The 14,342-nt window shown below is 68.4% G+C and carries 11 protein-coding genes; all 11 read left to right on the top strand.

The features are described from left to right. Positions 1 to 8: 8 nt before the first annotated feature. The 11 genes from VB059_RS06700 to VB059_RS06750 all read left to right on the top strand — a co-directional run bounded on the left by VB059_RS06700 (position 9) and on the right by VB059_RS06750 (position 14,317). Positions 9 to 275 (top strand): DUF6112 family protein, encoded by a 267-nt coding sequence (locus VB059_RS06700; protein ID WP_323421242.1) that lies wholly within the window; start codon positions 9 to 11, stop codon positions 273 to 275. A gap of 114 nt (positions 276 to 389) precedes the next feature. Then, a complete protein-coding gene (locus VB059_RS06705; protein WP_017883434.1) occupies positions 390 to 659 on the top strand; it encodes a DUF6112 family protein in 270 nt (89 codons plus the stop codon). Between the two features lie 36 nt (positions 660 to 695). Next, entirely contained in the window at positions 696 to 2,039 is a 1,344-nt protein-coding gene (locus tag VB059_RS06710; RefSeq protein ID WP_323421243.1) for a conjugal transfer protein TrbL, read from the top strand. Positions 2,040 to 2,045: 6 nt separating this feature from the next. Beyond that, complete coding sequence (locus VB059_RS06715; protein ID WP_323421244.1) at positions 2,046 to 3,515, top strand: SCO6880 family protein; 1,470 nt, start codon at positions 2,046 to 2,048, stop codon at positions 3,513 to 3,515. 52 nt (positions 3,516 to 3,567) lie between these two features. Next, the gene (locus VB059_RS06720; protein WP_323421245.1) at positions 3,568 to 4,368 is read left to right on the top strand and encodes a hypothetical protein; all 801 of its coding nucleotides are present in this window, start codon (positions 3,568 to 3,570) and stop codon (positions 4,366 to 4,368) included. Beyond that, complete coding sequence (locus tag VB059_RS06725) at positions 4,365 to 5,867, top strand: ATP-binding protein (protein ID WP_323421246.1); 1,503 nt, start codon at positions 4,365 to 4,367, stop codon at positions 5,865 to 5,867. Before VB059_RS06720 ends, VB059_RS06725 begins: the two co-directional genes overlap by 4 nt. Positions 5,868 to 5,967: 100 nt before the next feature. Then, positions 5,968 to 6,141 carry a hypothetical protein gene (locus VB059_RS06730; protein ID WP_323421247.1) on the top strand — a complete coding sequence of 58 codons (174 nt, stop codon included), beginning with the start codon at positions 5,968 to 5,970 and terminating at the stop codon, positions 6,139 to 6,141. A gap of 88 nt (positions 6,142 to 6,229) precedes the next feature. Then, positions 6,230 to 6,700, top strand: coding sequence for a hypothetical protein (locus VB059_RS06735; protein ID WP_323421294.1), 471 nt, complete (start codon positions 6,230 to 6,232; stop codon positions 6,698 to 6,700). Beyond that, entirely contained in the window at positions 6,697 to 8,487 is a 1,791-nt protein-coding gene (locus VB059_RS06740; protein WP_323421248.1) for a TraM recognition domain-containing protein, read from the top strand. The genes VB059_RS06735 and VB059_RS06740 overlap by 4 nt, the downstream gene beginning before the upstream one ends. 221 nt (positions 8,488 to 8,708) lie before the next feature. Then, on the top strand, positions 8,709 to 9,257 hold the full coding sequence (locus tag VB059_RS06745) for a hypothetical protein (protein ID WP_323421249.1): 549 nt from the start codon (positions 8,709 to 8,711) through the stop codon (positions 9,255 to 9,257). Positions 9,258 to 9,307: 50 nt separating this feature from the next. Next, on the top strand, positions 9,308 to 14,317 hold the full coding sequence (locus VB059_RS06750) for a helicase (RefSeq protein WP_323421250.1): 5,010 nt from the start codon (positions 9,308 to 9,310) through the stop codon (positions 14,315 to 14,317). Positions 14,318 to 14,342: the final 25 nt, after the last annotated feature.

Here is a 14,342-nt window from a genome sequence, read left to right on the forward strand (position 1 = left end):
GGTGCGTCATGGACGTGTTTCCCGACTTCGACGGACTGGCCGGTATCAGCGATCTACGAGAGGTCGTCGGAGCGCTACTGATGTTCGCCCTCATCATCGCCGTGCTGATGCTGATCGTCTCGGCGATCATCTGGGCGGTCTCATCGAGCACCGGCAACTATTCCGCCGCCGCCAAAGGCCGCGTCGGAGTGCTGGTCTCCCTCGGCGGCGCAATCCTCGCCGGTGCCGGTGTCGCCTGGATGAACTGGCTGCTCGGCGTCGGCCAGCAACTCTGACCCGCCCTGGCTTCTGAGCGCCCGCCCCTCCGGGGGTGGGCGCTTTTTCGTGTGCGTGGCAGCGGCGAGCACCTGACGGCAGAACCATCCGTCCTCTCGAAAAGGAGAACTGCCGTGATCGACATCGACCCTAACTCCAGCGGCTTGCCGGGCATCGAGCAGCTGCGCATCATCGTCGGCGCAGTCATGACCGTGGGCCTGATTCTCAGTGTTCTGGCGCTGATCGTCAGCGCGATCATCTGGGCCTACGGCTCGAACTCCAGCAATCCGCATCTGGCCGGTCGGGGCAAGATCGGCGTGTTGATCTCGTGCGGTGCCGCCGTCGTCTGTGGCGCGAGCGTGACCCTCATCAACTTCTTCTGGGGCGTCGGCCAAGCCGTCTGACCCGCCCATCTACTCCGAACCACTAGGAGGCTCGTGATGGGCGTGTGCGATATCCCCGTCATCTCTACCGTCTGCGACGTTGCCGGTGAAGCCGCCGCGACGCTGATCTCGGCACCATTCGACTGGCTCGCCAGCGCGATGGGTGCGGCCGCCGGCTGGCTCTTCGAGGCCGTGTGGACGGTCTTCGACTCGACCACGCTGGTCGACGTCACCAGCGGCGAGTACGTGGGCGTCTACAACCTGATCTTCGGCATCGCCGTGTTCGTCATGTTGCTGTTCTTCTGTCTGCAACTCATCACCGGCATGATTCGCCGAGAACCCGCAGCCCTCTCCCGCGCAGCCCTGGGCCTGGCCAAGAGCGTGCTCGGTTCCTTTGTGGTCATCACGCTCACGGCTCTGCTGCTGGAGATCGTCGATCAACTCTCGGTCGGCATCATCCAAGCCGCAGGCGAAACCACCGCCACGATGGGCGACAAGATCGCCCTGCTGGTCGCCGGGCTGACCGCGCTGAACGTGGGTGCTCCCGGCGTCGGGGCGATTCTGACCATCTTCCTCGCAGCCCTGGCCATTGCCGCCGCCGCGATCGTGTGGCTGTCGCTGCTCATCCGCAAGGCGCTCCTGCTGGTCGCGGTGGTTCTGGCCCCGTTCGCGTTCTCCGGTGCCTCGTGGGATGCCACGCGCGGCTGGATTTCCAAATGGGCGATGTTCGTGGTCGCCTTGGTGCTCTCCAAGCTCGTGCTGGTCGTCATTCTGCTGGTCGCGGTGACCCAGGTGTCGGCCCCGATCGACGCCGACCTGTCGAACATCGCCGACCCGCTCGCCGGGGTCGTGCTGATGGCACTGGCCGGGTTCGCCCCGTACATGACGTACCGGTTCCTGTCGTTCATCGGCTTCGACCTCTACAACTCAATGGGCAGCGAGCAAGAGGCCAAGAGCGCACTCAACCGCCCCGTGCCGACACCGGGCAAGCCGCAGGGCGGCGACCCGAAGCAAGTCCTCGACGGGAAAGGCGACGGCGGCGACAAGAAAGCCAGCAGCGGAAGCGGCGGTGCCGGTGGTGGCCCCAAGGCGAAGCCCACGCCACCGCCGTCCTCAGCTGGCGGTGCTGGCGCAGGCAGTGGTTCTGCCGGAGCCGCAGGTGGCGGTGCGGCGGCGGCAGGCCCGATCGCTGCCGGGGTCGTGGCCGGTGCCGCCGTGGTCAAAGCAGCAGCAACCGCCGGGCCGAAAGCAGGGCAGGCGCTCGCCGATCAAGCCGACCACGCCGCGAGCGGTGCCGAGCAGTCGGGGTCGGCCCCGGTCACCCCGCACGCGCCGCCGCCCTCGCAACCACTGCCGAAGACCCCCAGCAGTTCCCCGCCACCGAAGCCGACCAAGGAGTGACCCGCCATGCCCAGCACTGAAACGGCCCACGAGCGCGGCGGCGAGCTGGTGCCCGTGAAGTTCTCCCGTCTCACCAGACGCGGCATCCTGCTCGGCCTGTCGCTGAGCCAGCTGATTACCCTCGGTGTCGGCGGGGCGAGTCTCGTGGCCGCGTTCTACGGCGGTGGCGGTGTCCTGTTCCTCATCACCGCGCCCGTCTGGGTGCTCGCTGCTGCGATCACCTGGATTCCGGTTGCGGGCCGCCCGCTCGTGGAGTGGTTGCCGGTGGCCTGCTGGTGGCTGTGGCGCAAGACCGGTGGGCAACTGGCCTACCGGCGCAGAATCGTCACCCCGCGCCCGGCGGGAACGCTCGCGCTGCCCGGCGACATGGCCCGGCTGCGGGAGTACACCGACCCCGAGACCGGGGCTGGGATGGTGCACGACCCGACCGCCGGAACCCTCACCGTCGTCACCATGATCACCCATCCCGCGTTCGTGCTGCTCGACCCCGGCGAGCAGGAACGCCGCGTGACCGCGTGGGGCCGGGTGCTGGCGACCGTGTGCCGCTCCGGGCGCATCGCCACCCTGCAAGTGCTCGAGCGCACCCTGCCGGACTCCGGGCAGGGCTTGGCCGAGTGGTGGGCCGCGCACGGCACCGCTGACGGCTCGTGGGCGGCGACGACCTATCAGGAGCTGATCGACCGGGCCGGGCCTGCCGGGGAACGTCACGCGACCACGCTCAGCCTGAGCCTGGACATGCGCGCCGCCGCCCGCCAGATTCGCACCGCTGGCGGTGGCATCAAGGGCGCGGCGAACGTGCTGCGTCAGGAGATGGGCACCCTGTTGGCGGCGCTGCGCTCGGCAGACCTGACGAGCAAGGGCTGGCTCAGCACGGGGCAGATCGCGGTCATCCTGCGCTCGGCGTATGACCCGGCTATCGCCGCGACGCTGGAACGCCACGGCGACCTCGGGCACGACCTCGCCACCGCCGGGCCGGTCGCGGTCACCGAGTCGTGGGGGCATCTGCGCAGCGACTCGGCCTATCACACCGTCGTCTGGATTTCGGAGTGGCCGCGCTCGATGGTGCATCCGGGGTTCCTCTCACCCGTGTTGCTGTCCAGTGGTATCCACCGTGCGTTCTCGTTGATCTGTACCCCGTTGCGCACCGATCAGGCCGCGCGCGACATTCGCCGCAAGAAAACGGAGTACATCAGTGACGCGGCCCAGCGCGCCCGCATCGGGCAGATCGAAGACGCTTCGCAAACCGCTGAGTACCACGACGTGCTCCAGCAGGAGGCAGACCTCACCGCCGGGCACGGGGTGCTGCGCTACACGGGTCTGATCTCCGTGTCGGCCGACTCGCTCGAGGAACTGGAAGCGGCCGTCGCCGCTATCGAGCAGGCCGCCGTCCAAGCCTCGTGCGAGACGCGTGTGTTGGTCGGCCAGCAGGCGCAAGCGTTCACCGCCGCCGCGCTGCCGCTGTGCCGCAAGGTCTGAGCCGTCCGGCGCACCTCGAAGCCACCCGCACCGATTCATCTGGAGGCCCGACATGCCTACGTTCAACGACCCGACCGCCGACGCGGAGGAAGCCCGCCAAGCGTTGCGCGGTCTCGCGCACGCCACCATCCGCATCGACGACCCAGACCGGCTCTACGGCATCGTCGGGGAACTGCTCGGCTCGGCACGCTCGTTCGAACAGTCGCTGATCCAGATGGCCGGGGCCAGCCTCACCTATCAAGGCCGCGCCGCGCATGACGACGGCGACCGCAATCTCGGCGCGGCCGACGCCTGGGCCGCCGCCGACGCGCTCCGGCAGGCCGCTCAGCACGCCAGCGCCTTGGAGTCTTCGCTGGATCAGGCGTCCGGGCACCTGGGCCGCATCGCCTGGCAGCGACCGCAACGGCAATGGGTGACGGTGGTGTTCTTGCAGGGCGACGAAGCCGAGCAGGTGCTCGACCTCGTAGATCGGGGCGACCTCGATGACGCGCTGAGCCAGCTGCGCGGCTACGACTACGGGGACGAGACCACCAACGCCGCGCTCGCCAACGGACACGTCTACGACGAACCGCCCACCGACCTGAACTCCCAACGAGTCGATGACGACGACTACGCCCTGATCTACAGTCTCGCCCTCGGGCACGCCGGGCTGTACCGCGCTTACATCCCTCCCGCCGACGCGACGACAGCGGGTGACGGCCCGCAGCACACCGGGCCTGCGCAGGACGCGGCCAATGCCGAGGCCGCGCGGCGGGCGCTCGATGAGCGCCGGAACCGGGTGCGCGGCGACGGTTCATGGTTCACCCCTGACCGGATCGCGGAGGTCAAGCGCAACCGAGGGCTGGAGCGATGAGCCCCCGCGATGATGAGAAACTGCACGCCTCGGTGCTGGTCGCCCCAGCGAAAGAGCGACGACGCTACCGCAAGCAGCGACGCCAGGCCGCGAACCAGCTGCACCGCGAGCAGCGTCAGCAGTGGATGGACGAGGCCAAGGCCAAAGCGGAGGCCGAGAAAGCCGAGCGCGCGGCACGCCAGTATCTGCCCGCCGCAGGCGAGCCCGGCGCGTCGATGCTGCGCACGCCGGGCCGTTTCCGTCTGCCCCGGCATCAAGACACGAGCGCCACCTTGTCGGGCGCGTATCCGTTCGTCGCCGAGGGCGGCCTCGGCAGTAGCGGAGTGTTCGTCGGCCAGGATCTCTACAGCGGCGGCTCGTTCGTGTACGACCCGTGGGTGCTCTACGCCAACGGCGTCATCACCGCACCGAACCTCATCATCGCCGGGATCGTCGGCTCCGGTAAGTCCTCACTGGTGAAGTCGCTCTACACCCGCAGCCTCCCGTTCGGGCGGCGCGTGTACGTGCCGGGCGACCCGAAAGGGGACCATACGGCGGTCGCCGAGGCGGTCGGCGGCAGGGCTATCGCGCTCGGGCACGGCATGGCGAACCGGCTCAACCCTTTGGACGAGGGCTATCGACCCTCCAACTTCACCGACGCGGAGTGGGAGAGCACCGTCGCTGCACGCCGCCGCGACCTCATCGGCGCGCTGGCAGAGGTCGTGCTTACGCGCCCGCTGACCCCGCTTGAGCACACCGCGATCGACACCGCGCTGACCGCGACCGTGCGGGAGAACGCGGTACCGATTCTGCCGATGGTCGTCGAGCGCATCCTCACCCCGTCCCACGACGCCGACGGACGGCTGGCGGAGGACGGCCGCATCGTCGGCCACGCTCTGAGGCGGTTGGTCGCGGGCGATTTGGCGGGGTTGTTCGACGGCCCCTCGACGGTACAGTTCGATCCGACGCTGCCGATGATGAGCCTCGACCTGAGCCGCGTGACCGAGAACAGCACGCTCATCAGCGCGTTGATGACGTGCTGCTCGGCGTGGATGGAGTCGGCGCTGCTCGACCCGGCAGGCGGTCAGCGGTGGGTGATCTATGACGAGGCGTGGCGTCTGATGTCGCAGCCGTCGTTGCTCAGACGGATGGACGCGCACTGGCGGCTCGCCCGGCATTACGGCATCGCCAACGCCTTGATCTTCCACAAGCTGACCGATCTGGAGAACGTCGGCGACTCCGGTAGCGCCATGCGGTCGCTCGCCAACAGCCTGCTGGCGAACGCCGAGACGCGCGTGATCTACCGGCAAGAATCCGACCAGCTGGGCGTCACCGCCAAGGCCCTCGGCCTGACGACCACCGAGCGCAAGCTGCTGCCCTCGCTCGGCGTCGGGCAGGGACTGTGGAGCATCAAAGAACGCAGCTTCATCGTTCAGGCGCAACTACACCCCGCCGAGTTGGAACTCTTCGAAACAGGGTTCCGGGCAAGGGGTCTGGCTCCCGGCACCAGAGGTTCGTGACCGCACGGTGCGTCTGCCGGTGCACCTGACGGGTATGACACAGCATTCAGCATCCGCGTTCACTCTTCGCCCGACTCCGCCTTACGACATCGAAGGGCGCATGTTCGAGCCTGGCGAGACCGTCGGTGTCGCCGTCCTGCTCCGTAGCACCGAAGCCAACCAGTACGGCGAGGTACAAGCGACCATCACTGCCGCCGACTTCCCGGCTCGGTGGGAAGCCCTGGTGTTCGTCGGATACGACAGCGGAACGCTCAACAACATCGACCCCCGCTGAGGCGCTGACCCCCTGTTCCGGGTGACGGTGCGTACCTGGCGGTATGAGAAAACCGCCTGCTCACGCCTCTGCTCCCGCGCCGGTGTCGATGCCGCTGATCCGCCTGACCGTGCACGACGACGGCACGATGAGCGCCACCGTCAATGGGGAACCCCTCACTCCTCCGTTCGGCGAGGGCGTATGGCGGCGCAGCTCGTTCGCGCAGATTGTCGATCAGGTCACCGCCGACCGGATGATCCCGGCACGGGTCGAGGTCACCGAAGCCGATGGCTCCACATTCACCGACATCATCACCGCCACCGCCCGCAAGAACTCCCCGGCATCGGCACCGCCCGAACCCGCCCCGGCCGACGTGCCCCGGCTGCTGGAAGTCACCGGGGAGGGCTTCGTGCCCGGCGAGGACGTTGCCGTGTGCCGCATCATCCGGCACACCGACGCCGCCCCGACCGGCACCGCCCGCGCCCTCATCGACCTGGCCCACGATCAACTCGACCCTGGCGATGAGGTCGTACTCATCGGCTGGGTGTCGGGCACCTTGGTCGTGCGGAGCCTGTCATGAGCAGCCCGGCACCGGGCAGGCAGACCGGCTCGTTCGGTGACGAGCTGACCAACGCCGCCATGATCGGGCTGATCGGCGTGTTCGCGCTCGCGCTGCTGTTGCGCGCGGCCGGGTCGGTCGCCGCGTTCCTCACCGGCACCGCCCAACCCGGAGCCGGCCCCGCCGCCGGAGTCGGCGTGCTGTTCAACCCTGGCGACCCGGCGACCGCGCTGGACGCCGAGGGCCTGAACGTCGTCGCCTACTGGATCGTCGCGGTCGTCCTGATCGGCCTGCTGGGGGCGGCGATCACCTGGGTCTGGACACTCCTGCGCCGCCAGTCACACAAGAGCGCGCAAGACCCGCACCGACTGCCCGGAACGGCAACAAAACAGGACGTCGCTCAGGCCGCCTCCACCAAGGCGCTGCTCGCGCGGGCGGGCAATCTCCGTCCCTCGCTGGAGCACCCCGCACCGTCCGACGTTGGCTACCGGATCGGTACCTCGCATGGGCTTGACGTGTGGGCGAGCGTGGAAGACTCCCTGCTGGTCATCGGCCCGCCGCGAAGCGGGAAATCTCTCCAGATCGTCGTGCCGTCGATCTTGGATGCCCCCGGCGGCGTGGTCGCAACCTCGACACGCCCGGACAACCTCACCGCGAGCCTGCGCGCAAGACAGCGCATCGGCCCGACGGCGGTGTTCGACCCGCAGCATCTGGCCGAGGGCATCCCGGCCGGGCTGCGCTGGTCGCCGATCAGGGGGTGCGAAGATCCGCTGACGGCGATGATCCGCGCGACCGGCCTCGCCTCGGCCACCGGCCTGTCCTCTGGCGGTGTGGAGGGCGGCGGGTTCTGGGAGGGCAAGACGCGCTCGGCGTTGCAAGCCCTGCTGCACGCGGCCGCGATCGACCACCGGCCACCATCGGAGTTGTTCCGGTGGACGCTCGACCCGACGGCCGCCGCCGACGCGGTGGCGATCTTGACGAACAGCCCGCTGGCGGCGGGCGGCTGGGCCGAGTCGCTGGAGGCGATGATCGACGCCGACCCGAGGACGCGCGACTCGATCTGGCAGGGCGTGTCACTGTCGCTGAGCGCCCTGGCCGACCCGCGCGTGCTCGATGCGGTCTCGCCGGGCGAGGGCGAGGAGTTCGACCCGGAGAAGTTTATCCTCTCGCGCGGCACCCTCTATCTGCTCGCCACCGGCGCGGGCGCGGGTGCGAGTGCCGCGCTCGTGGCGGCGTTCGTGGAAGACCTCGTCGAGGCTGCCCGTCGCGTGGCGGCACGCTCACCCGGCGCGCGTCTCGACCCGCCCCTGCTGCTCGCCTTGGATGAGATCGCCAACCTCAGCCCGCTGCCGAGCCTGCCGACGCTCATGTCGGAGGGAGGCGGAACGGGCATCACCGCGATGCCGGTGCTCCAGAGCCTCGCCCAGGCGCGGGATCGGTGGAGCGAGAATCAGGCCAACGCGATCTGGGATGCGGCGATCACCAAAGTCATCCTCGGCGGCGCATCCAACTCCCGTGATCTGCAAGACCTCTCCGCCCTGATCGGGGAGCGCGACGAGTTCACCGACAGTGTGACCTTGGGCGACCACGGCACCCGGTCGAATCAACGCTCGGTCAGGCGCATAGCGATCATGCCGCCCGAGCGCATCCGCACCCTCCCGTTCGGCACGGCGGTCACGCTGCTGCGCTCGGCCCCGCCGATCATCACCGATCTGCGCCCGTGGACGAAGCGCGACGACGGCGAGCGGCTGAAGGCCGATCGGGTCGAGATCGAGGCGCTGCTGGAACGAGGCGCGAATGGCTCCTGAGCCACACCTATCTCACCGACCGCTGATCCGTAGCCGCGAGCTGCGGTCGGCGGTGGCAGCAACGACGGCACAGGTGTGGAGGTGATGACCGATGGCCCGCAGGAGCCGGAAAGCGCCGCCCGGTCAGCTCGAGTTCGACCTGTGGGGGCTGGACGAGCAGACCGCCGACGAGCAGATCACCGACGCGGCCGAAACCGCGACCGGGGTGGAGGGAGCAGACCATGAACAAGTACGGGGCGCAGGCGATGCGGCACTGGAAGACCCACGCGCCCGAGCGGTTCCAGAGCCTGGACGACCCGGCTCGGTTCTTCACCGAGCTGGGCCAGCAGGCGCAGGGCCAGATCACCGAGCTGGCGCGGCAGATCGAGGCGAACCGCCCGTTGCTGCTGGCCAAGACGTCCTCTTCGAGGGAGACTTATCTCAAGGACATGGCACACCGGATGACGGCGCTACGGATAGCGGAGGAGGTCGTGATGCAGCAACTCGCTTGGGTCAGCGACCCGAGCCTGCCGCTGGACGAGGCCCGGCAGGAGTGGAACCAGACCACGCCGAACGACGAGAACCTCATCATGTGGGCCGAGCGGATGCAGGACGCCCCCGACCTGATGCCCTCGACGGTCGATCTGGAGCAGAAAGCGAAAGACTGGGCCGTGCCGACTTGGTTCTTGGAGGGCCTGGTCGAGGCGGAGATCCCGAGGCGGTATCTGGAAGAGCACCAGAGCCTGCTGGCCGAAGCGGCGACGATCCGCTTCCTGCGCGAAGTCCACTAACCCCCGAGACCGGCCCGGAGCCCGCGTCTGCCGCGCCAGTGGCGCGGTTCGTGCCCGCCACGCACGACGACCTCGCCCCGTCGGGCGCGAAAGCGCGCTTCCGGGCGAACATCGCCGCCATCGAAACCGCCCGGCTGCTGGTCGCGCAAGAGCGCCCGGCGACCATTGATGAGCAGCAGACGCTCGCGCGCTGGTCGAGCTGGGGCGCGGTGCCGGAGGTATTCGACGAGTCCAAGCAGGACTGGAGTACGGAGCGGGTGCAGCTGCGGAGCCTGCTGACCCCGGACGAGTGGGATGCCGCTGCGCGCACGACGATCAACGCGCACTACACCGACCCGTTGATCGTGCGGCAGATGTGGCGGGCGATGACCGCGCTCGGCTTCGACGGCGGCAGGGTGCTGGAACCCGGCTCCGGGCTGGGCACGTTCCTCGGCATGGCACCCGAACGGGCGCGCATGACCGGGGTGGAACTCGACCCGGTGACCGCGGCGATCAGCCGCGCCCTGTACCCGCACGCCGAGGTGCGCGGCGAGTCGTTCGCTGACACCCGACTGCCCGAAGCCTCGTTCGATGCGGCGATCGGGAACGTGCCGTTCTCCGACGTGACCTTGCACGACCCGGTGCATAACCCGACCCGGCTCTCGATGCACAACCACTTCATCCTCAAGAGCTTGCGGCTGACCCGGCCCGGTGGGATGGTCGCGGTGCTCACGTCGCAGTACACGATGGACGCGCAGAACCCCGGCGCGCGCCGGGAAATGGCGATGCTCGCCGATCTTGTGGGCGCGGTCAGGCTCCCCGCCGGGGCGCACCGGCGCACGGCGGGCACCGACGTGGTGACCGATCTGCTCATCCTGCGCCGACGCGATGACGGGCAGTCCCCGGCAGATGATCTGTGGGAGACGGTCACCCCGATCAGCCTGGACGGGCAGGCCGCGAAGATCAATGCCTACTTCGATCACTATCCCGAGCATGTGCTCGGCACCCTGAGCATCCGGCAGGGCATGTACGGCAGGCCAGCGGTCACGGTCGACGGCGACCTCGACCGGCTCGAAACCGACCTGGGCGATGTGCTCGACCAGATCACGTTCACAGCCCGCCGCCGAGACCTGGCGTTCACCGCGCCCACGGCGGAGCATCAGGCGCGGCAGGCCGCGCGCGTGCCGTCGCCGCCGCAGTTGTGGGATGGCAGCATCGTCGCCACCGACACCGGGTTCGGCACCGTCGTCCAAGGCTCCGTCGAACCGTTGGAGGTGCCGAAGTCGGCGGGGCCGGAACTGCGCGCCCTGCTGGGGTTGCGCGACGCGGCGCACCGGCTGCTCGACCTGGAGGCCGCGACCGTCGATGACACCGACGAGATCAACGCGGCACGCGAGGGCCTGTACCGCGACTACCGCCGTTACGTCGGCAGGTACAAGGCGCTGAACCGTTACACGCTGCACCGCACCGGACGCACCAACGATGCCGGGGAAGACACCTATGCGCGCAAGGTGCCGACCGCGATCAGGCTGCTGCGCTCCGACCCGTTCGGGGCGCTCGTGCTCGCCCTGGAGCAGTTCGACGACACCGACCAGACGGCAACCCCGGCGGCGATCATGACGCGCCGCGTCGTCTCCCCGCGCACCGAACCCCAAGGCGTGGACACCCCTGCCGATGCGATAGCGGTCAGCCTCGACCGCACCGGCAGGATTGACCTGCCGCTGATCGCCGACATGCTCGGCATGGACGAGACCGAAGCCCGGCAGTCGTTGACCGGGCTGGTGTTCACCGACCCGCTCACCGACGAACTCATCCACGCCCCCGCGTATCTCTCCGGCGACGTGCGCGTGAAGCTGGAGCACGCCACCGAGCGCGCCGCCGACGACCCGGCGTTTCAGGCGAACGTAGACGCGCTCACCGAGGTCGTACCCGAAGCGCTCGGCGTGGAAGAGATCAGCGCCCGCATGGGCGCGGTGTGGATTAGCGCCGACGTGCACGCGCAGTTCTTGAACGAGCTGCTGCGCACCCGCGACGTGAACGTGGAGAACCCGCTGCCGGGCATGTGGGAAGTGCGGGGAGGCCGCCAAGGGCTGCTGGCCACCAGCGAGTGGGGCACAGAGCGTCGCCCCGCACCCGACATCGCCCAGGCGATCATGGAGCAGAAGACCCTGCTCGTCTACGACGAGATCGAGGACGTCGACGGCAAGAAGCGTCGGGTGCTCAACCCCTTGGAGACCACCGCCGCGCAGGAGAAAGCCGACGCCCTACAAGAGCGGTTCGCCGAGTGGGTGTTTGAAGACCCGGAGCGTGCCCGCACGCTCGTGGCCGAGTACAACCGGCGCTTCAACTCCATCGTGCTGCGCGACTACACCGACGCGGGCGAGTACCTGAGCCTGCCGGGGCTGGCAGAGAACTTCACCCCGCGCCCGCACCAGCGCTCCGCCGTCGCGCGCATGATCGCCGAACCCTCTGCCGGGTTGTTCCACGAGGTCGGGGCGGGCAAGACGGCGGAAATGATCATGGGCGTCATGGAGATGCGCCGCATGGGGCTGATCGACAAGCCCGTGCTCGTGATTCCGAATCACATGCTCGAACAGTTCTCCCGCGAATGGCTGCAAATCTATCCGCAGGCCCGGATTCTCGCCGCGTCCAGCAAAGACCTCACCGCCGACAAGCGCCGCCTGTTCGTCGCACGGGCCTCGGCGAACGAGTGGGATGGCGTGCTCATGACGCAGGGCGCGTTCGAGAAGATTCCGCTGCGCACCGAGACCCAGCAGGCGTACATCCAAGCCCAGGTCGACGACATGCGGGAAGTGCTCGCCACCGCGACGGGCGAGAACGCGATGAGCGTCAAGCGCATCCAGCGCAAGCTGCTCCAGCTGGAGAACAAGGTCAAAGCACGCATCGACACCAGCCGGGATGCCGGGGTGTGCTTCGAGGACACCGGCATCGACTACGTAGTCGTGGACGAAATGCACATGTACAAGAACCTCGCCACCGACTCGAACATCCAAGACGCCGCGATCGAGGGTTCCAACCGCGCCTCCGATCTGCACATGAAGCTCGAATACCTGCGCTCCCAAGGCCGCGAACGGGTCGTCACCGGGGCGACCGCGACGCCGATCTCGAACAGCGTGACCGAGGCGTTCGTGATGCAGAAGTACCTGCGCCCGGACTTGCTCGACGCCGCCGGTATCGGCGCATTCGATGCGTGGGCGGCGACGTTCGGGCAGACGGTTACGCAGATGGAGATGGCCCCGACCGGCAACAACACGTTCCGCATGAAGACTCGGTTCGCCAAGTTCCAGAACGTGCCCGAGATGTTGAAACTCTGGTCGATCTTCGCCGATGTGAAGACCGCCGAGGATCTGCAACTACCCACCCCCGAGATCGCCGAGCGTGACGATGGCAGGCGGGCACCGGCCACGGTCGCTGTTCAGCCCACGGTCGAGCTGGAGCAGTTCATCGAGACCCTTGGTAGACGCGCCGAAAAGGTCGCCTCCCGGTCGGTGTCGCCGAGCGAAGACAACATGCTCACGATCAGCACCGATGGGCGCAAGGCCGCGCTCGACATTCGTATGATCGTGCCGCGCGACCCCTCTGGGCCGACCAAGGTCGATCTTGCCGCCGACAGCATCCACCGGGTCTGGGAGCAGACGAAAGACAACACCTACCTCGACCCGATCACCGGGCAGGAGTCGTCGGTGCGGGGTGCGTTGCAGCTGGTGTTCTCCGACATCGGAACCCCGAACCCGACCCAGTGGAACGCCTACGACGAACTGCGGGCGCAACTCGTCGCGCGCGGGATGCCGCCCGAGTCCATCCGGTACATGCACGAAGCCAAGACCGACGTGGACAAAGCCAGGTTATTCGCTGCCGCGCGTGCCGGGCACGTCGCGGTGCTGATGGGTTCCACGCAGAAGATGGGCGTCGGCACGAACGTCCAGAACCGGGCCGTCGCGCTGTATCACCTGGACTGTCCGTGGCGACCCAGCGACATCGCCCAGCGCGAGGGCCGCATCCTGCGCCAAGGCAACCAGAACGCCGAGATCGGCATCGTCCGGTTCGTCACCGAACGGTCATTCGACTCCTATATGTGGCAGGGTGTCGAGCGCAAAGCCACGTTCATCGCGCAACTCATGCGCGGCAACCTCGACTCCCGCGAGATCGAGGAAATCGACTCATCCGCCCTGTCAGCCGCCGAAGCCAAGGCCATCTCCAGCGGCAACCCGCTCCTGCTGGAGCACTCCACCGTGCACACCGAGGTCAGCAGGCTCCGCCGCCTCGAACGCGCCTATCACCGCAACGAGTCGATGCTCTTCCACGCCCGCGACCGCGCCAGCGACCATGCGCGAAGTGCCGCAGCCGACATCGAAGCCCTCGAAGCGGTGCTGCCGCGCGTCACCGATACCTCCGGCGACAAGTTCCACATCGAACTACGCGGCAGCACCTACACCTCCCGAGCCGAGGCCGCTCACGCGCTCGCGGCCTGGGCGCACGACTCCGACCTGAAGTGGGCACCGCGCTACGCCTCCCGCGACTACGGCGTCATCGGCCAGATCAGCGGCTTCGACGTGATCGTCTCGACTAGCCCGGCACTCGGGGCCGACCCCGTGGTGAACATCCGGCTCGACGGGGTGCCGCGCAGCGGGTTCATCATGACCCGCCAGTCGTTCCTCGACGGCGGCGTCGGACTCATCCAACGCATCGAGAACCGCGCATCCGGCATCCCCTCGCTACTCGAGCAAGCCCGCAGCGACCTCGCCAGCGCCGAGACCGAACGCGACGACGCCGAGCAGCGCATCGGCCAGCCGTTCCGCCACGCCCAGGCCCTCGCCGACGCGGAGAAAGACCTCGCCCGAATCGAGACCCAGCTGGCCGCGATGCAAGAAGACATCGACCACGCAGCACAACCCGAACCCGCGCCGGAGAACCCACCAAGCGGGCTGAACGTCGAGACCGTGCGAGCACACCGGCCCGCACTCGGCGTCCGCCCGAACCCGGAACGTACCCCCGTATCCAGCGGGGCTGGTTCGTCGGCTCAGCCGTGGGCGCGGGAGACGCCCGCGCGAGGGTTCTAAGGCTCGCGGGCCGCTTCGTGCACCT

It is taken from the genome of Raineyella sp., from assembly GCF_034933565.1.
GTDB lineage: Bacteria > Actinomycetota > Actinomycetes > Propionibacteriales > Propionibacteriaceae > Raineyella.

Coding starts and splice junctions, on each gene's coding strand:
- VB059_RS06700 (WP_323421242.1), top strand. CDS start 9: ATGGACGTGTTTCCCGACTTCGACGGACTGGCCGGTATCAGCGATCTA.
- VB059_RS06710 (WP_323421243.1), top strand. CDS start 696: ATGGGCGTGTGCGATATCCCCGTCATCTCTACCGTCTGCGACGTTGCC.
- VB059_RS06715 (WP_323421244.1), top strand. CDS start 2,046: ATGCCCAGCACTGAAACGGCCCACGAGCGCGGCGGCGAGCTGGTGCCC.
- VB059_RS06720 (WP_323421245.1), top strand. CDS start 3,568: ATGCCTACGTTCAACGACCCGACCGCCGACGCGGAGGAAGCCCGCCAA.
- VB059_RS06725 (WP_323421246.1), top strand. CDS start 4,365: ATGAGCCCCCGCGATGATGAGAAACTGCACGCCTCGGTGCTGGTCGCC.
- VB059_RS06730 (WP_323421247.1), top strand. CDS start 5,968: ATGTTCGAGCCTGGCGAGACCGTCGGTGTCGCCGTCCTGCTCCGTAGC.
- VB059_RS06735 (WP_323421294.1), top strand. CDS start 6,230: ATGCCGCTGATCCGCCTGACCGTGCACGACGACGGCACGATGAGCGCC.
- VB059_RS06740 (WP_323421248.1), top strand. CDS start 6,697: ATGAGCAGCCCGGCACCGGGCAGGCAGACCGGCTCGTTCGGTGACGAG.
- VB059_RS06745 (WP_323421249.1), top strand. CDS start 8,709: ATGAACAAGTACGGGGCGCAGGCGATGCGGCACTGGAAGACCCACGCG.